The organism is Terriglobia bacterium (assembly GCA_035712365.1).
GTDB lineage: Bacteria > Acidobacteriota > Terriglobia > UBA7540 > UBA7540 > SCRD01.
In genome coordinates this window covers 1-18,364 of the sequence record DASTAW010000025.1, presented here as the reverse complement: position 1 = coordinate 18,364, position 18,364 = coordinate 1, and the positions used below count along the sequence as shown (strand labels likewise).

Genomic DNA, 18,364 nt, shown 5'->3' with positions numbered 1-18,364 from the left:
AAGGCATGGTTGCTAATGACAGACCTGTGTCCAATGCCGGAACCCGTTCGGCAGCCAAATTCGTCGGTCCACCCATGCCTGTTTCGCAGCGTTCCTGATCCATTCCACTTTGCACCCTGTGAGCTTAAGGTAGAAGCAGTACTGGAGGGAAGATGAATACGCCACTGTCTCTCGTGCAGGAGTTGCGCGGAATAAGGGGAGGGCAAAAGCACTCCCAATCGGACCTGGAAGGTCTGCTTTCCGAAATTCGCGAAGCCCGCCGCGAGTGGCAGGACCAACTGGATCAGGCGCAGAAGCTCCTTCATGACCTGCTGGGATCCGTTGCGGAACTGTCAGGGATTGAACTCCCGGGAATGGCGATTGGCTCGCAAAAGGACGGGGAAGGGTCACTGCGGCTGGGTTTCAAGACGCTTAAGGACAGGATTCGGAACGAGCTAGAGGGATTCGCTTCAAAGTCCGCGGCAGAGGTCGCCAAACAGGTTCATGACAAGAGTTCTGTGGTGCTGGAGCCCCTTGAGAAGGAAATGCAATCGCGGATGGACCGATTGGCGGAAGAGTTTCGGGGAAAATTGAAGACCCGTCTGGAGTCGGAACAGGATGAACTGGCGAAACAAGTCAAGGTTCAGGCTGAAGAGGTGCTGCAGGCCAAGATGAAAGACTTTGCGGAGTGGATCAGCCTGATGACTGAAGGATCGGTGTCGTCAATTCCGGCAGAACTTCAGAAGTCGCTTGAGCCTCACGTTGAGCAGGTGAAGGATAGCCTTAAGAACAGCTTCCAACAGCAGCTTGCGATGGTGATGAAGGAGTCCGAACGCGCCGTCCAAAGCAAGGTGGAGGCGATCAAGAATGAAATCCAGACGTTGACAGCCGGATTGTCAGACCAGGCGAGAGCGGCCTGTTCTCAGAGTTCCGAAAGCGCCATGAAGGATTTTAATGGCCGGCTTGGCGTTGCGGTGCAGGACGCCGCCAGGCAAATTGAAACGGCCAGCCGCGCAAGGACTGATGAGGGCCTCAGCGGCCTGAAATCTCACATGGAAGGGTTGTCGGCTGCTTCGAAAACGGAGTTCCAATCCTATGCCGACGCTCAGGTGAATGGATTTAAGGTAAAGCTGTCCGCCGCCGCCCAGGAGTTGCAGCAGAAGAGCGCGGCAGACATGATGAGCAATGTGCAGAAGGCCTCTCAGGATGCCTTGAGCGCCTCGCTTGCGCAGTTGCGGCAGCGGTTGGAAGAAGCCCTTGCTCAGTCGAAGGGCGAACTGAAATCCACTATGGGGACAATGGTCGAAGACGCCCGCAAGCAAGTGAGCGACTTTGCCTTATCGGCGCGGGATACGATGGCTGGAGACGCAACACGCCTGTCCGACAACTTGAAAAATCTGGGTGAGGATCTGAAGGCCTCTGACAAGCAGCGGGCGACAGCCATGGTTGAAAGCATTGCGAATTTAAGCCGCAAGACCCTCGACCAGCATGCTCAGAATGTTAAGCAGGTTGCAGACATTCAAGTTAGCGAAATCCAAAAGTCTCTTTCGGGCTTGCAGGCCGGCATGGCGGCTGACTACGAACTGCAACTGCGCCAGTTCATGGAAGAGCAGCGCCGGGCCATGCTCGAGGAAGTCCAGAAGCACGTTGCCGAGGCTTCCTCAAGTGCGGTCGATAAGATCAGGGCCGGCTCGAGTCAGGTTGTTCAGGACCTTTCCGGCAAGGTTAACAAGGAAGTGAACACGGCCACGACGCTGCTGAACCAATGGGCCCACCAGACGACGACCTGGGCCGAGGCCTCGATCAAAGAATCCCTCGAGTCTTACAAGCGGCAGGTGGCGGAATTCACAGGTACGCTCCTGGAAGACCAGCGGACCACGATTCAGAACCGAATCGGAGATCTGCAGGACCGTTTGTCACAGGCCGCCAGCCTCCTCCGTCTTACAGACCGTGCCGCTATGGATGCTGAGCGTCCAAAGGAACCGCAGAAAGCATAACCCCAACAATTCTAATTGTGCCCGGCGGCGCTACCGCATGCTGCCGGGTCATCTCTTGTCTTGTCGTTGAGTTGCCAGCCTAATATTTCCGCAATAAGAGGTTTTGAAAAACCTGGGCGGAGCGGTGTCCTTCATTTTCCTTATACGACTTTGTCAGGCAGGGTTGAGTCCAAGCTGACCGCTAATGCTTTGCATGGCCTTGATGCATAACTCGATGTGCTCATCAAGGTCGACGCCAAGTTCCCCCGCGCCTGCGATAATGTCCTCCCTCCGCACCGTCCGTGCGAAGGCTTTGTCCTTCATCCGCTTTCGCACGGACCGAGGCTCGAGGCTTTGGATCTTGTCGGGCCTTACCAGCGCGCAGGCGGTGATGAAGCCTGCGAGCTCATCGCATGCAAACAGCGATTTTGCCATCAGTGTGTCGCGGGGCACGCCGGCATAATCTGCGTGGCCGAGAATAGCGCGGCGGACCTCCTCAGGATATCCAAGCTTGGTCAGAATCTCGCTGCCCTTCAAGGGGTGGTCCGGGGCGTCCGGGTAGAGCTCATAATCAAAGTCATGAATGAGTCCGACTACGGCCCACTTCTCTTCATCTTCGCCAAACTTTCGGGCGTACGCCCGCATGCAGGCCTCAACGGCCAGGCCGTGCCGCCGCAAATTCTCGCTCCTGGTGTATTCACACAGAAGCTTCCATGCCTGTTCTCGATCCATGCTGCCTCACGTCGGATTTTCAACATTGTACAACAGGGGTTTGGACCAATGGCGCCTGACTGGAGCGCGAGAAGCCGCAATGCGTTGGAGGCAGAAAATGGAGGCAGTCGCTTTGAAGCGGCAACGCCCCCTGTGCAGGGTCAGTGGTCATGGCCCTCTGTTTTTGAAATTCCGGACCGCCGGGACTTCCAGTAAACACCTGGCCCGCGCAGGTAGGCATGAAGCTTCTCGCCGGGCGAGAGGAGTTCCTGCGGCTCCGAAGTGATCTTCTTCTGCTCCCAGACGCGGCGCGCACGCCTTTTGAAAGCCGAAAGCAACCACCTGACGGTTGCCAGGCGCAAGCCTTTTTCCTCGATAAGGAGTTTTAGAGCGAAAGCAACGCTGCCCGCATAGAGCTGGGCGCTGCGGGCTTTCTGGTTCTGGGCGTTATTATCGAAGTAGTGCGTCACCGCCGCGGCCGGATTATGCCGAATTCTGAAGCCGTGCTTTAGCACCTGGACATACATGTAAAACTCATCGCCTCCGCCGATCAGCGATCCCGCCCCAAGGTCTGGAGGGAAAAGCGAATAATTCTTGAGAAAGCTCTTGCGGAATGCCATGTTGCAACCAAAGCCCACCGGTTCACCAACGATGCGCTGATACCAGCCGGGGTTGGAGGCGTCGAGGGTCCACGGTGAAAGGGCACGCAGGCTGGAGTAGTATCTGCCCGAGCGTTCAGCGGTCAGTGACGGCGATCCTGCCGGAATAACGCGTCCGGTTACGCAGCAGACGTTGGGGGCGTCGAAGCCTTTGATGATCTCCGCCAGCCAGCCAGGGCTGACCCGGACGTCATCATCCACGAAAATAAGGATGTCACCCTTCGAGCGGTGGACAGCGTGGTTGCGGGCAACGGAGACTCCACGGCGCGACTCGTTAAGAAGCCGGACAGGGAACCGGGACAAGAGCTTGGCGAATGCTGCGTCTTCCGCTCGATTCAGGACGACGATGACCTCAGAATTGGGGCACTGCTGCGCCTGCGCGGTGAGTTCCTCCAGACACCGGATCAGCGTGGGCCGTCCGCCGCTGGTACACAGGATTATCGAAACAGAGGGGTGTTCCACGCACCTTGTGCTGTTCAGGTTCTTCTCTGTTGAGTGGGTTGATTGCACTCCAGTGCCTTCGCACGAGCGTTTCGAAGCTTTTCCCCTTGCTAGTTGAGCACCTTCAGAATTCTATCATTCTTGATGTTGAGGACCAGGAGAAAAGGGCCGAATGGGTCTGCGGACTGAACCATGCCGTCAGCAAGAAGCATGTTTCCTGCTATACTGCCCATGCGATTGAGCTTGCCGAGGGTCGTGGCCCCGAAGCGATTTTCGCCCCATGGTTCCGCGTTCGATGAAAGACAGAGTGGTTCTGTACAAGCAGACGGACGTGGCCGCAAGAGCAGGAAAATTGCACTTGCGCGAGCTGATCCAGCGAGGAAATAAGTCTGAGGATCTGGCTGCATCATCCACCGGAGGCAGGCCGCCGCGGCTCATCGGAAGCTGAGAAGTTGCGCCAGACTTCGCGAAACATGCTCCTGATCTCGAGTGACAGAAAGGGACATCCCATTGAGTTCCGGAAGACCAAGGATTATTAGGCGCGCGAATGGCCTGGCCGGTTCGGCCTCTTTGCCCGGCGACAAGTCCATTTCTCATCGTTATGCGATGCTGGCGGCGATTGCGGATGGCGCCAGCCATCTCCATTCATTCGCGGAAAGCGTTGACTGCCAGAGCACGCTCGATTGCCTGAAAATGCTGGGAGTGAAAATCGACCGGCAAGGAAACGAAGTCACGGTCGAGGGTGGTGGTCTCAACGGGCTGCGCGCTTCGGCGGTTTCGCTGGATGCTGGCAATTCGGGGTCCACGATCCGTATGCTTGCGGGGATTCTTTCCGGCCAGTCTTTTCGGTCGGTCATCGGCGGGGACGCTTCCCTGTCGCGGCGTCCGATGAGGCGCATCATCGAACCACTCACACGCATGGGGGCGCATATTCAACCCTCCGAAGGCGATCTTCCACCCTTAACGATCGATGGAGGAAACCTGGCCCCCATTCATTACGACCTGCCGGTGGCCAGTGCACAGGTTAAGACGGCGGTGCTATTCGCGGGTGTTTATGCGGAGGGAGTGACGGAAGTCGTTGAGCCCTGCCCGACGCGCGACCACAGCGAAATCGCGCTCAGGCAGTTTGGGGCCGAGATCGGCCGCCGTGAAGGCGCAATCTTCATCCGAGGCCGCAGTAACCTCCGGGCGCAGGACCTTACGGTGCCGGGTGACATTTCTTCCTCGGCGTTCTTTCTTGTGGCGGGCCTTCTGGTCCCGGAATCCGACCTTACTTTCGAGAATATCGGACTGAATCCGACCCGCACGGCAATCATCGATTTCCTCAAATCCATCGGTGGCGATATCAGCATTCTGGATTGTGATAGCCGCGCCGGAGAATTGGTCGGAAGTGTTCGTGTGAAGGCCAGTTCGCTCGAAGGCGGGGACATCCCGGCGGGGCTTATTCCGGGCCTGATTGACGAATTGCCCGTGCTGGCGGTTCTGGGCACCCAGACGGAGAAAGGGCTGGTTTTTCGAGGGGCGCAAGAACTGCGTGTGAAGGAAAGCGATCGAATCGCCGCCGTGGCGGATAACCTTCGCCGAATGGGCGCCAAGGTTGAGGAATTTCCTGACGGGTTGCGGGTCCCAGGGCGCCAACGATTGGCCGGGACGGAAATCGCAAGCTACGGCGATCACCGGATTGCCATGGCCTTCAGCATCGCCGGCCTTGTGGCCGATGGAATTACCACCATCGATGATGGTGATTGCGTCCAGATTTCCTTCCCGTCATTTTTTGAGACGATAGCTCGTCTCACACGATAGGCAGGTGATGGATTCGAAAGACGACGCTCTCGACCGCCCGCGAGCAGCAAGGCCGGCGGCTCAGACGACGACCGAGGCGACGGGGCGGCTTGGTATTCAGCTTTGCTGGCGGCAGTCGCAGACGTGGCTGGCGCTGACTTCGTCTGCACGCGGAGAAGATGGATGCCTCCGTAGGTTGAAGAAAGCCTGATCATGGGGCCGTTGTTTCCGTAGGATCCCTTGATGGTGGGCATGGGCGGTCCCTTTGAAACATTCAATCCCGGGAAGTCGCAGCTCACGCCGCCGTTGTGGGAAACGGCGTCCACCTGAAAATTTGAAGAGGCAGGTAGTGACAATGTGATTTCGCCCTTTTTTAGATCAACCTCGATGGGGCGAGTGGGCGGGGTCAGTGTCTGGAGACGGACATCTCCGTTGCTGTTAACGATCTTCACGTTCAGTTTGAAGTTTTCGAGAAGGATGTCCTTATCCCGAGTTGAAAGCTCGAAAGGTCCGCCGACCCCGTTGGCCGTCAGGTTGCCCATGTCCATTGTGAGATTGCCGGTAAGCTTTTGCGTTGCCAGGGTTGTGCGGGAAGAATCGAACCGCAGCGTTTGGGCTATATTCTCAAACCGCGTGACGCCGGAGAAATTTCCTTCCACAGTAACGGACCCCGTCACATCCCGGACCCCGATGTCTCCCCCCCTGCCTTCAATTTCCACGCTGCCATCGACCTTTGATACCGAGGTCGTCCCGCTCGACTTGTGAATTTGTAGCATTCCCTCGACCTCGTTCGCTCGCACATCTCCGCGTCGCGAAGTAAGTGTCTGGTTGCCTTTCAGGTCGCTGGCGGTGACATCACCGTCGTCAACTGTAACTTCCGCAGCGGTGGACTGAGGCACGTGGACCACCATATCCAGCCGTACGGCACGACCGCTGGAAGGAAGCGAGTCCAGGTTGGAGGTCAGTTCGTACTGCCCGCCGTTTTGAGCCAGGTGATACTGCAGACGCTCGGCAATTTTTCTGGCCGCCGATTCATTCTCTGCCCAGACCGTTTCCTGGATGACCGCCGCGATGTTCTTCTGGTCTGACCCGCGAATTTCGACGTTGCCTCTGCGGTTTACCACCAGCAGGCGCGGCTGGCCCTCGATATCCTGGGAGACCCGCTGCGTGAAGGTATAGGAGTTGAAAAACATTTCGGCAAATTGCTGATCGCTGATGCCCATCATGGATGGCCACTCTCCCCAGGGTCTCAGGAGGGTCTTTGACACGATAGTTCCGATGATGAGAATGATGATCAGCAGAACGACTTCGCCTGCCGAAAACAAGCTGCGCGGGTGCGCTTCCGGGTGGCTTTTGGCCTGAAAGTAATCAATTAGCTTGGACACTCCCCAGAAGATGATCAAGACCGGCCAGTACTTTGCAATCAGGTACCAGGGGCGAACGGCAGGATTGAAATTCTGGTATAGAAAGAGAGCGCCGATTGCCACAAGGATGAGCGCCCAGAATATGGAACCGCGATGGTGCCGGTAAGTGCTCATGTTCGATCCTCCGCAACTTCAGGAAGGGCTGCAAGCCGCTAGCGGGATGGTGGTGATCCTCCTGCCCACGCGGACTCAATCAACCTGGCAAGCCCAAACACAATCAGTAGCACCGGCCACGTTTTCCCGACGCCCCAATATGGGACAAACTCGCCCATCAGAAACAGGACTCCCAGGGTGACCAGTAAAATCGGGCCCGCCAGTCCTATCCCATGGATGCGGCGCGCGCGCCTGAGTTCGTGACGATCTTGTGCCGAATTAATGTTGGTTGCCATTGAGAGTTACCTCTGCCCGCCTGAGATATGTACCACCCGGCTGATTCCTCTCAGCCGCTCTGTTGAGAACGCCCGTGCGTTCGCTCCAGACGGCGGACGTTCAGGCCGGCTTCCCCGGATCCCGCGCTCTCGCCTTCTCGATCTCAAGTTCCAGTTCCTTCAACCGTAGGAGGTGTTCAAATTCCCGCAGTCGGAGACTTTCCTGCAACTCCAGCTCGCGCTGCCTTGCCTTATACCAGAACACGATCCACACAACCGCGATTGCCATCAGGATGGCCAGCACTGGCAGCAGGGCTGTGACCATGCCAGGCAGATTTTCCATTCTCGTGTCCTTCTTCGCTTTTGCCGTCTACCTGCCTGGGCGTAGTGGGGCCGCCCTGGCTCGCGTGGGGACTCCCTCGCGGAAGCAGCGGCCTCACTGCCCCGCAGGGTCCTTGCCCCTCTGGTCGTCGGTCTGCCTGGGGACCGCCTCATGGTGGGCCAGGCGTTTCTGGAGCAGAGCGAGGCCAAGCACAATCAAGAGTACCGGCCAGAACTTTCCAATCTCAGAAAAAATTGGAATGCCCAGATTGTCCAGCAGAAAGAGCAGACCCAGCACGATCAGCAAGCCTGCCCCCAAGGGCGCATCCATTTTCAAATCGCTCAGGCCGAACCATTCTGGTGCGGGCTGGCCAAGCTGCCTGGCCTTAGCGGTTTGGTACGAATCAATCACCATATAGAAATAAAAGACGAAAGCTCCCAGCCCGAAAATTGGGCCCAGAGGGCCACCAACCCTGTGGGCGAGAGCGATGATCGATCCGAAGAGCAAGACCTGCACAATGGCCTTTGCGATCTGCCCGTTGTAGATTGCTCCGACGCCCGGAATAAGACCAAGAGCAAGGGCCACCCCGGGGCTCGAAGCAGCCCCGGCCTGGCCGCCGGAGCCCCACAACGGCGACTGGAGCCGTGCAGCCAGACAGGTCTCGCAGTAAGATGTCCCTTTTACTTCGCGGCGGCACGTTTCGCAAAGCGGTCTGCCGCAGTGTGCGCAATAAGCCACGGAATCGCTGAGGGGGTGATTAGCGCATTTCATCGGTTTGTTACTCCTGGGTCGAGTTGAGCATACCGGCCAACGGCGCTGACTCGGGTGGAGGCCATTTGCTCGTCTCCGCGGCCGGCCGTGCTCGATGGCCGCACCTGCGAGGGAGCGGGTTTGCCGGTCTGCTTATCCTGATGGTCGGTTTCGGATTGAGCGCCCCGGAAGCGGGATTCGATTTCATAAACAATCCGCAGGTCGTCGTAGAATTTTTCGGCCCGTGCGTAGAGAAGGTGTCCGGCCCGGTTGGCGCGATAGACCCATGTGGCCGGATTCAGGTCCGCCATCCTGATGTTTCGAAGATTGAGGCCTGCCACGTTGACAATCAGAGAAACGGAAAACAGGGTCATGGCCACTGCATACGCAACACGGGGTTGCCGGATGGCCTGGAGCAGGGCGTTGACCTGTTCCACGACGCCCGTACGCTCTTCACCCATGGTTGCAAGGCGGATCCTTGACACAAGCCAGGGTGGCGGCATCATTTCTTCCGCCGACCGGCAAGTCTGAATGGCAAGACGGACATCGGACACGATCTCCCGGCAAGGAGTGCATTTGGCCAGGTGTTCTTCCACCTCCGCGCGACGGGCCTGGTCCATTTGTCCTTCCAGGTAATCGCTCGCCAGGTTTTCGACCTCGAGATGCGTCATCATCCCGCCTCTTCAGCCTTCACTTATCCATACGTTTTAAAGCCCGCGCCAGTTCCAATCGTCCGCGGTTGATCCGGGACTTTACCGTCCCCTCAGGTATTTGGAGGACTTGGGCGATTTCGGCATAGTCCAGGTCCTGCAGGTCTCGCAGGATGACCGCCTCACGCAAATCGGGCGACAGCTTGCTGAGTCCTGTCCGGAGTTTTTCGCTGCGTTCGCGTGATTCCACACTGCTTTCGGGATTCCCGCCTGAGGAAGCGTCCGCGATGGGCATCTGGTCGTCCAGCACAGAGGTCACACGGTCCCCTCGTGTTCGGCGGTAATGGTCCACCAGGTGGTTCCGGGCGATTCGACTGACCCACGTGGCAAATTTCGCCTGGAGTGGGTCATAGCTCTTGAGGGTCCGAAAAACCTTAATAAAGACTTCCTGCGTCAAGTCCTCAGCGTCCTCAGAACGGCCGGTGAAACGGTAACACAGATTGTAAACCCTGTAGGTATGCGTCTGGAGCAATGCCTCCCAAGCCGCATCTTCTCTCCTGAGACAGCGTTTGACCAGCTCCAAGTCCGAGTCCAACGGAATTCTCCTGGGAGCAATAACGGCCGGTCCCTAGCCGAAGTTGCGGCCGATTATAACCACAAAGTAATTGTGGGCATTGTACCAGAACCAGCAGATCGAGTCAGTGAAGCTCCCATCGCTCACTTCGGAGGCCCACGGTCCCTTCCGAGCCATGCCGGCTGATGAGATCTCTGGGTTCGTGTGGCCTCACTTTGCCGGCCTTTCAAACTCAGGGGACCCTATGTTTAGCGTAAACGGAAATTGGGACCTGTTGGCCGCAGTGCTCTACATCCCCAATGAAGTGAACGAGTTCTGCGCCTGACCATCTCGCCGACGTCGGCTTTGCGCCTGAAGGCTGCCATCAGGTAATTGTGCGGAGTGGTTTTCTACAGGGGCGTGCCGATGGGACGACGGAGAGGCGAATCGAGGCGGAGTGTATTAAATGCCGCCATTGAACAAGTGTTATTTTTAGAACTGCTCACTTATAAGTTATCAATGGCATTGACACTTGACAGTAAGACTCCAGGGTGTATATTAGGCGTGTCTACCTTCAATTGTACGTTTTGCGTTCGCCTGCTTTCCTGCGGGCGGTACGCAACTCGCCAACGTTCGACGACGGGCGAAACGCGGAATTACGGGCGCGAATAGCGCTTCCGGAATGGCTGACACGGGAGACCTCCGCGTGGGCGCACTCGACCTGAATCTGATCATGCTCCATGCCGGGAACCGAAGTGCGCTCATAAGGCCTCCGGTGTGTCGCTGAGCATGCCACATTGCGAGGGGAGACAACTACTCGCATGACGATTTAGTTCGTGAAGTCGCGGAAATTCAGAGGCCTCGAGCGGAAGACGTGCGGACGTTACACTATCGTTTCCATCACGATCGCTAATCCTCACGCCCCATCGTTTTCCGCCAGGTTTGGCAGTATCGACACGCAGTTGGGTTGCACATTTGGGACTTGTTTGTAACAAGGGTAATTCTGTAACCAATTCTGCCCTTCGTGCTTCCCGAGCGCCTGTAATGGGAGGGAAGATGGTCGCATATCCTCGAATCTCGGTCCTGCCTGGCGCCATATCCTTCAGGAGATGGAGAGAAGAATCAGGCGCCGAACTCGTCGAAGCCGCTTTGGTCATTCCTATCCTGATGATGCTGCTTTTGGGAACGGTCTGGCTGGGACGGGCTTATAACGTTTATGAAACCATTACGCGCGCTGCCCGGGAAGGGGCACGTTACGCTGTTCTGCCCAGTTGCGCAACCTGCAATCCCGGCGCAAATCAAACGATGGAAACATACACCTCTGCAGGAACCACCAGTTCTCCGGCTTGTATATCAAACCCAACTTACGAATTCACAAACTACGTCGCTCCCTCGCTTCTTGCATCGCATCTTGACCCAAACAACACAGTGGTACAGCAGACGCTTTGCCAGCAGGCCGTGGTGATGAATCCAACAAGCGACTCCAGCTCTCAGCAATGCGGAATAGAAGTCAGCTTTAAGTACCCACTCCGCCTTGCCATTCCGTTTACGTCCTTAAACGCTTCGACAATTAATATTGCGACGAGCGTGACGATGCGCATGGAAAATCAGCCTGTCGATGGTGCGACTGGCCAACCGACTTGCCCCTGATTTTGCAAGTTGAAAGGTTACTTGAGGAGCTTTTCAAATGAAAGGGTCATTCAGGAACGAGAAAATCGATAAGAATAGCCGGACTGGTGCCTCAGAGCCTGGTGAAAGGCGTACGGTCTGGGCATACGCGCGGCGGGGCCCTCTGCGGACAGGGTTCCGGGGCATCGAGGGCGCGGAACTCCTTGAGTTCGCCATGGCGTTACCTCTGTTGCTGGTACTGGTCGTGGGCATTATTGATTTTGCCCGAGCTTACAACACCAAGCATATAACGTCCAACACAGCTCGAGAAGCAGCTCGTCTCATTTCTTCCACGCCCTTAAACGATTCAGATTGCCCGACGGCATGGACCATCAATTCTCCCGGCAGCGGAACGCCGTGCGCAGTCCAGGCGACGGCGAAGACCGTGGCGAATTACCTGACGGCAGCCGGATTGAATCAGGGGGCCTGCCTAAGTACAGCAACAGCTACATTCGCGCCGGTGCTGACCTGGACGTACGCGTGCAACAACGTGACCCTGGTTATTTACAAAGCTTATGACACGCCGAACCCGTATGACACAACCTCCCCAATCAAAAGCACGAAAGTAACGATTTCTTATCCGTACACTTTTATGTTTGGCAGGATTATCGGCCTTCTTGTGCCGGGTGCGACCGGCCCTACAGGCCAGTACATATTTAGGTCCGACGCCGTAATGGAGAACATTACGAACGGAAGCTAGCGCTGATATGCCGGGAGGAGACGATGCGACTCAGAACGAGTAGGCTGGATTTAAATGACAAGGGAGTGACGCTGCTTATCGTCGCCGCTTCCCTGGTGATGATGCTAGGGATGTGCGCACTTTCGATTGACCTGGTGGCAGGTTACCTGGCCCGAGCGCAATGCCAACGTGCCGCAGACGCCGCAGCGCTGGCGGGCGCGAAGGCATTTCGTGATAACTGTACTTCAACCGGCTGTACGGCAGGCAGTTCGGACGAGACTCTGGCCTCGCAGAATGCCATTGCCGTGGCCGCCCAGAACCCCGTGATGGGGCTTGCACCAACCTCCTCCACGGTTGGCACTGCATTTGATTATAGTCACGATGTCCTTCCAAGCGGAGGAAGCGGGGAACCACAGATAACGGTCACGGTTTACAGGGATTCAACCCACAGTGACGCCATGCCCACATTTTTTGCCAAGATTTTCGGCATCAACTCGATGAACGTTTCAGCCTCAGCCACAGCCGAGGCTTTTAATCCCGGCGGAACCAACACCAATGTCGGCGTGGGCTGCGTTAAGCCTTTTATCGTCCCGAACTGCGACCCCAACTTCCCGGTTCGCGCGGATATTAGCCCCTCTATGGCGAACACAAACTGTCATTGCGGCGGCACCGGTGTTACACAGGGCGATTGTCCTTCCGGCTATACGTACTCAACATCTACCCCATGGGTCATGTCCTACTACGTCTATCCCAATACGAGCCCTAATGCGGGCATCGCCCTCCATCCAAACGATTGCGTATGGGATTCATCCCTGAATGAATGCGCCCCGACTAGCGGTGATATCGGCGCGCCGTGGGTGCTGCACAGCGATCTCAATAACCCCGTCCCAAGCCAGTGGTACACAATTGCCTTTACCTCGCAGAGCGGCATGGCATACAGTCAGTACATCAGAGAATGTGCTTCCCGGTCTGTTGCCTGCACGGGTACCCTCAGTACTCTAAACGGCAAGAAAGTTGGCCCCACAGACGCCGGGGTTGATTGCCTGATCCACTCTTGCGGCGGTGGCGGTTGCAGCGGCCAGTGTCCCGCCACCGGCGTGGTCAACAACCTGCCCGATGGCCTGAACAATGGGCAGGATTATATGTGTGCTCCGTACGCGCTGCCGGGTGCCAACGCCCAGGCATCTTGTCCAACCGGCAGCCCAGCATCACCTTTCACAGTTATCGCGGGAGCGAACAATCCATATGGATACAACGCCGGTGATCAATTTAGACTACCTCAAGGAGCAAGCGATTCATATGCCAACGTAGTGTTGTACGACGGATCCACGCTTTCGCCGGGAGGAAGCACGGTCACGGTCCAGGGGTACATGAGTCTGTTTTTCCAAGATGCGCTGCACTTTTCCACTACCGATACAATCAATGCCGTCGTTGTACAGGTTGGAGGGTGCGGAACAGGCGGCTCAGGAGGGACACCGAACGTCAACAGTCCGGGCGGAGGGACATTCATCCCTATTCGACTGATTCACAATTAAGTTGACGCTGGGGTTACGTAGGTGATATGGGGACGGTAGGGAATCTGAGGCGGGAAAAACTGAGAGTGCCACAAACGAGAGGCCGCGAGCACGCTTGTGGTGAAGCGTAGAACGACCTCCGAAATAAGCTGGCGATGCAATGCTGGCAGCCAGGGAAGATGGCCTGGGGAACCACCTTCCCCGCAGTAGGAGGCACTTACCTCTCTGTCAGCATCCCTTCCAGGGTGGATGCTACCTGCTCCTGCTCTCTGGCGGAGACATACCAGTCGATCGTCCGGTGGAGGCCGTCCATGAACATCATCTTCGGCTCCCATCCCAACAGCTTCCTGGCCAGTGAGTTGTCGGCCACGCGATTGTAAGGGCCTGTTGGCATTTCCGGATGGGGTTCAATCCGCGCCTCGTGCCCCATATACCGCAGGATTTCCTTGGCGGCATCAATCACTCGGATGCGCTCCATTGTGCCGAGGTTCACAGCCGTGCCATCGTCAATCTTCTCCGCCGCCAGAATGGTGCCGCTGACGATGTCGTCGATGTAAGTCCAGTTTCGAATCTGTTCCCCGGTACCCCAGACAACAAACGGGTCCTGCTTCACGAAGGCGCGGGCGATCATGGCGATGACAGCATGATTCTCGACGCCACGAGGCCCGTAAACAGTGAAGTAGCGGCAGGAAGCAGACTTTAAGCCATACTCCTTGGAATAGGCGCGGAGCGTCATCTCGGCCATGAGCTTAGCCCACCCGTACATATTGTCCGCATCATAGGGCGGGCCGGCCGAATCCTCGGTGAGATAGAGTATCTGGTCCGGGTCGGTCTGAATATAGTTGGGGTAGACGCAGCCGGATGAGGCATACACCACTTTGCCAACTTGCGCCTTGTGGCAGGCACGAAAGACCACCCCATCCAACATAAGGTTTGACGCGCAGGCCGCTTGATGCAGGTCCACATAGCCGCGCCCGCCATGGTCGGCGGCCAGGTGAAACACCACATCCATTCCTTTGACAGCGTTTTCGGCAACGCCCGGTTCGCGGAGATCATTCTCCATGAACTCCACCTTCTGGTCCATAACGTGAGTGGCGATGTTTTCAAGCTTTCCGCTGCTCAAGTCATCCACCACACGCACTTTTGCGCCCTTCCTCAGCAGGGCATCAACCAGGGTCGAGCCAATGAATGAAGCTCCACCTGTAACCAAGACGTTGCACTTTTTCCAGTCCATATTGTGCCTCCTTGTCGGCTAATTGAATTTTCTGAGTTTGAGGATTTCCAGATTGACGTTCCAGATAAACTGCGATCCGTAAACCAGATAGCGGCGCCACAATCTGCGCGGCTCTGAAACCAGGCGGAAGAGCCATTCCAGCCCGTTTTCACGCATCCAAACGGGCGCCTGCCTGGCCCTCCCCGTGTGGAAATCGAATGCGGCCCCAACCCCCACCATCGCGGGCACGCCAACTCTTTCACGGAAGGACCACATCCACTCTTCCTGTTTCGGCGTGCTCAGGCCCACCCAGAGCACATCTGGCGCGGCCGATTGAATCATCCCCGCGACCTCCGACTCTTCTTCCGAGGTCAGCCGTCGGAAAGGCGGGCAAAACGTGCCGGCGATTCTGATGCCATATTCAAGCTGCATTTTGCGGGCTAGCAGATCAGCCACACCTTCGGCTCCGCCATAGAAGAAATGGCTGTAGCGGCTTCCCGTTTGCTTGAAGAATGTTTCCATCAGCTCAGGGCCGTACACCCGGCGGGGCATCCTAAATCCGTGCCTTCGCCCCATCCAGACGAGCGGCATTCCGTCCGGAACAACCATGTCCGCCGAGTTCAAGATGTTTTTGAACGCGTCATGGTGATGCGCCTCTACAACGCCGTGCATCCCCGTGACCGTTACAAAATGAGTTCCGGCCCGCTTGCGGATCCAACCCTCCATGGTTGCAATGGCCCCGGGAATCTGGATTGCGTTGACAGGCACTCCAAGAACACGAAAGACTGGCATCTGATTTTTGTACGCAGTAGTCATGGGTATCGGCAATTTTGGATTAGCAGAGGCCAGGATTGGACGTCTCCAATGCTTCAGTCTGAGGATGGGACTGCACATCCGGCGCGCACGGCCTTTGTGTAGCCTGCTGGTAAATATCCATCAGCAGCGAATGGTTCCTTTCAGCAGTGTATTTGAGTTCGAATTCCCGCCGCGCGGCCATCCCCATGGCTCGCATGCGCGGGGCGTGATCCCATCCCCAGGCGACGCTGTCCGCGAGTTGCTCACTGCTGCTCGGATCGACATGAAGACCGGTGCGCTGGTGCGTCACAATTTCACGCATAGCCCCCAGGCGGGAACAAATCACCGGAGTTCCGCCGGCGAAGGCTTCCACAATGGTCATGGGAAAATTCTCGTAGCACACGCTGGGCAGGATGAGGAAACGTGCCTCCTTGATGGCCTCCTGGGTTTCCGCGTGATCCAACCGGCCCATGAAGCGGACCGACGACAGCCCCCTTTGCTCGACATACTTGTTCAACTCCGGCCGCAAAGGACCGTCACCCACAATGTGAAGCGGAAGCTTGTTCCTGAGGCGATGCCATGCGTGCAGCAAGGTTGACAGCCCTTTTTCTGGCGACAAGCGCCCCACATAGATGGCATAGCCGCCGCTTTGCGTTCCCTGATTCGGGTCGGGAGCCGCAAAGTTGGGTTTCACGTGGATTTTCCCACTCGGAAGTCCTCCCCTGATGAATTGCTGCCGGGCAAACTCTGTCAGTGCAATGTAGGACGTAATCTTACGGTTCCAGGTCCCGAGTCTTCGGTGCGCCGCCAGCATCGCGGTGACGGCTGCTGTCGAGCAGCGGGAATTTCGATAGCATCCGTGCAAAATGCTTCGTCCAAGACCGTGGGTAACACACTCATCGCAGACGCGGCCGTCGCGATAAAATGTTGCGGCGGGACAAAGCAGTCGAAAGTTGTGAAGGGTTTGCACCACCGGCACCCCGGCGGCAACACACTCTGTGTAGATGGAGGGGGAAATTTGCGTGAAAGTATTATGGACATGGACAACGTCAGGTTTCTCTTGCCTGAGGATACTGGCTACGTCGCGCTTCGAATCCTCGGCCCACGCCATTTGCCTGAGCATCAGCAGACGCCGAATAGTCGAATAGCCATTAATCTCAAGATTGGTGCGCCTGTAAGTCACCACGCGGTGTCCGAAGCTCGAAAGGAGCTGGTGCTCAAGCCGGAAGACGGTGTCTTCGCCGCCTGGCTGCTGGTATTCGTTATGTACGAGAAGAATTTTCATCCTTCCAGCGCGCAGTGGTTTTTGAGAGGCAGGAAGCGTCTGACCGTTCGGTACGCCAAGGCTTCGCTATTCGGCAAATACAGGACGTTTTTTCGATTGCAAATGTAGTCCAGGATCTCTTCGAGGTCATCCCAGAGCCCCAACTCATCAATCTCCCAGGAATGGCCGTAAAGGTGAAAAACACCGCACTCCTGCATCGTGGAATCAAACAGGACTTTGGACAGCTCCACCCAGCTTTTCACGTGCCACAATTGCCGGAGGTATTTCCATGCCTTCCCCACATCCACGGCCCTTGCCATGTTGCGCAGGTACTCTGATTTTGAGTGTGGAAAGACGTGGATGGTGGTTGGCATCCGGTAAGGGTCGAAATGGAGGTCCAGAGAAAACATCTCCGTCGTCCGGGCGCCGGCGTACCCTGCGCGCTTGACAGACCGGACTGCCACAGTGCTGTGGCGTCCGCGAGGGTAAGCAAACATGCGCACCTCTTTGCCCAGGATGTCTTCAAGACTATGCTTGCAGACTTCAACTTCCTGCCTGACAACTTTTCTGGAGCATTGAGGGAGAATGAGGTGTGAAAATCCGTGTCCGCCGATCTCAAAACCCTCCTTGCTGAGTGTCCGCAATTCACTTCGGCCAAGCGCACGGGCGCCGTGGTGTCCCGTGATGGGAACGTAAAACGTCGCAGGTAGTTTGCGCGCATGAAGCATTTCAGCGATCCGGAAGTCAAGGGGGTCGCCGTCGTCCCAGCTCGTCGTAACGATGCGGGGCGGCGGGCCTCCGGCCTGAGGCCTAGCGACGTTCGGGGAAACCGGGACGCTTCTGGCTGTCGTGATCATGGTCAACCTCTCAACAGGTTCAATAGAGCGACTCTCTGCGATCGAAATGGACAAACAGAAAAGCCGCCAATGGCGTTGACTGCTTGTTCAGGTGGCTACTGGTCCCAGCCGCGCCTTTCCCAAGCCGTAAGTGTTTCCGCGGCATTCAACCATTCAAAATATTTTCCTGATGACGCCCCCAAGTGATAGGTATTCTTGTCGAAGCGGTTGTTCCAGGAGGTAAACACAGAGTTATCGAGTTTTGAAGACTTGACAATTCCGGCCGCGGAGCCCGTGTTCTGGGTGATGGTGTTGTCGTGGACGTAGAGGTTCTTAAGATTATAGGTGGCGCCCGTCCTGGCGTTGGTTCCGCGGTCTGCCTGAGTCCCTCCGATTCCGTTCATGCAATCCTTCACCGTATTGCCGTAGACCTCCACGTTCTCGGAGTTTGACACCAGAATCCCGCCTCCGTACCAGAACGTGGTTCCGTCCGGTGAAAAGCCGTCGTCTTCAATCAGATTGTTCCGGATCACCGCATGGTAGCTGATTTCCCAATGGATGCCGCTGCCCACATTCCGCGCCGTGTGGTTGTTCTCAAAAACGAAATAATCGCAGCCGATATCCCCGTGCAACCCCGGCCCCTTGTTGTCATGCACGTAGTTGCTGTCAAAGGTCACGTGCGTCGAATAGGAGCCGATCTTGGCCCCGCCGGCTTCCCAGTCATAAGAATAGCCGGCATAATTGTTCTGATAGATCTCATTGCCTTTTACCAGGATGTTA

General features: G+C 56.7%; 17 protein-coding genes and 1 pseudogene. 5 read left to right on the top strand and 13 right to left on the bottom strand.

The genetic code is table 11. The features are described 5' to 3' along the window. The first annotated feature begins 152 nt into the window (after positions 1-152). Complete coding sequence (locus VFQ24_07055) at positions 153-1,976, top strand: hypothetical protein (GenBank protein ID HET9178100.1); 1,824 nt, start codon at positions 153-155, stop codon at positions 1,974-1,976. Positions 1,977-2,129: 153 nt separating this feature from the next. Here the strand turns inward: VFQ24_07055 and VFQ24_07050 are convergent, their stop codons facing one another. Beyond that, a complete protein-coding gene (locus VFQ24_07050) occupies positions 2,130-2,687 on the bottom strand; it encodes an HDIG domain-containing protein (protein ID HET9178099.1) in 558 nt (185 codons plus the stop codon). Positions 2,688-2,827: 140 nt separating this feature from the next. Next, the gene (locus VFQ24_07045) at positions 2,828-3,835 is read right to left on the bottom strand and encodes a glycosyltransferase family 2 protein (protein ID HET9178098.1); all 1,008 of its coding nucleotides are present in this window, start codon (positions 3,833-3,835) and stop codon (positions 2,828-2,830) included. Between the two features lie 501 nt (positions 3,836-4,336). On the opposite strand from VFQ24_07045, the gene aroA reads away from it, so the two are divergent. After that, positions 4,337-5,569, top strand: a complete 1,233-nt coding sequence (aroA, locus tag VFQ24_07040; GenBank protein ID HET9178097.1) for a 3-phosphoshikimate 1-carboxyvinyltransferase — start codon at positions 4,337-4,339, stop codon at positions 5,567-5,569. 173 nt (positions 5,570-5,742) lie between these two features. Here the strand turns inward: aroA and VFQ24_07035 are convergent. The 6 genes and pseudogenes from VFQ24_07035 to VFQ24_07010 all read right to left on the bottom strand — a co-directional run bounded on the left by VFQ24_07035 (position 5,743) and on the right by VFQ24_07010 (position 9,657). Continuing rightward, positions 5,743-7,086 (bottom strand): annotated as a pseudogene (locus VFQ24_07035) (DUF4097 family beta strand repeat-containing protein). A gap of 38 nt (positions 7,087-7,124) precedes the next feature. Continuing rightward, positions 7,125-7,361, bottom strand: a complete 237-nt coding sequence (locus VFQ24_07030) for a DUF5668 domain-containing protein (GenBank protein ID HET9178096.1) — start codon at positions 7,359-7,361, stop codon at positions 7,125-7,127. Between the two features lie 100 nt (positions 7,362-7,461). Further along, positions 7,462-7,683, bottom strand: coding sequence for a hypothetical protein (locus tag VFQ24_07025; protein ID HET9178095.1), 222 nt, complete (start codon positions 7,681-7,683; stop codon positions 7,462-7,464). Positions 7,684-7,776: 93 nt separating this feature from the next. After that, positions 7,777-8,433, bottom strand: a complete 657-nt coding sequence (locus VFQ24_07020) for a DUF5668 domain-containing protein (GenBank protein ID HET9178094.1) — start codon at positions 8,431-8,433, stop codon at positions 7,777-7,779. Next, positions 8,430-9,086: a zf-HC2 domain-containing protein gene (locus tag VFQ24_07015; GenBank protein HET9178093.1), complete on the bottom strand. Its 657-nt coding sequence runs from the start codon at positions 9,084-9,086 to the stop codon at positions 8,430-8,432. Before VFQ24_07015 ends, VFQ24_07020 begins: the two co-directional genes overlap by 4 nt. A 16-nt stretch (positions 9,087-9,102) precedes the next feature. Further along, positions 9,103-9,657, bottom strand: a complete 555-nt coding sequence (locus VFQ24_07010; GenBank protein HET9178092.1) for an RNA polymerase sigma factor — start codon at positions 9,655-9,657, stop codon at positions 9,103-9,105. Positions 9,658-10,671: 1,014 nt separating this feature from the next. Here VFQ24_07010 and VFQ24_07005 point away from each other — a divergent pair. From VFQ24_07005 to VFQ24_06995, 3 genes are read left to right on the top strand one after another with little or no spacing between them, the layout of a single operon-like run. Beyond that, complete coding sequence (locus VFQ24_07005) at positions 10,672-11,265, top strand: TadE family protein (protein ID HET9178091.1); 594 nt, start codon at positions 10,672-10,674, stop codon at positions 11,263-11,265. 37 nt (positions 11,266-11,302) lie between these two features. Continuing rightward, positions 11,303-11,983, top strand: coding sequence for a TadE family protein (locus tag VFQ24_07000; protein HET9178090.1), 681 nt, complete (start codon positions 11,303-11,305; stop codon positions 11,981-11,983). A 23-nt stretch (positions 11,984-12,006) separates the two neighbouring features. Continuing rightward, on the top strand, positions 12,007-13,497 hold the full coding sequence (locus VFQ24_06995) for a pilus assembly protein TadG-related protein (GenBank protein HET9178089.1): 1,491 nt from the start codon (positions 12,007-12,009) through the stop codon (positions 13,495-13,497). 196 nt (positions 13,498-13,693) lie between these two features. Here VFQ24_06995 and VFQ24_06990 read toward each other — a convergent pair whose 3' ends face one another. The 5 genes from VFQ24_06990 to VFQ24_06970 form a co-directional block, all read right to left on the bottom strand. After that, positions 13,694-14,710 (bottom strand): SDR family NAD(P)-dependent oxidoreductase, encoded by a 1,017-nt coding sequence (locus VFQ24_06990; protein HET9178088.1) that lies wholly within the window; start codon positions 14,708-14,710, stop codon positions 13,694-13,696. Positions 14,711-14,728: 18 nt separating this feature from the next. Beyond that, positions 14,729-15,481: a WecB/TagA/CpsF family glycosyltransferase gene (locus tag VFQ24_06985; GenBank protein HET9178087.1), complete on the bottom strand. Its 753-nt coding sequence runs from the start codon at positions 15,479-15,481 to the stop codon at positions 14,729-14,731. Between the two features lie 43 nt (positions 15,482-15,524). Beyond that, entirely contained in the window at positions 15,525-16,769 is a 1,245-nt protein-coding gene (locus tag VFQ24_06980; GenBank protein ID HET9178086.1) for a glycosyltransferase family 4 protein, read from the bottom strand. Then, positions 16,766-17,605 carry a polysaccharide deacetylase family protein gene (locus tag VFQ24_06975; GenBank protein ID HET9178085.1) on the bottom strand — a complete coding sequence of 280 codons (840 nt, stop codon included), beginning with the start codon at positions 17,603-17,605 and terminating at the stop codon, positions 16,766-16,768. The genes VFQ24_06980 and VFQ24_06975 overlap by 4 nt, the downstream gene beginning before the upstream one ends. Before the next feature lie 95 nt (positions 17,606-17,700). Next, a partial coding sequence (locus VFQ24_06970; protein HET9178084.1) for a right-handed parallel beta-helix repeat-containing protein occupies positions 17,701-18,364 on the bottom strand: 664 nt, incomplete at its 5' end.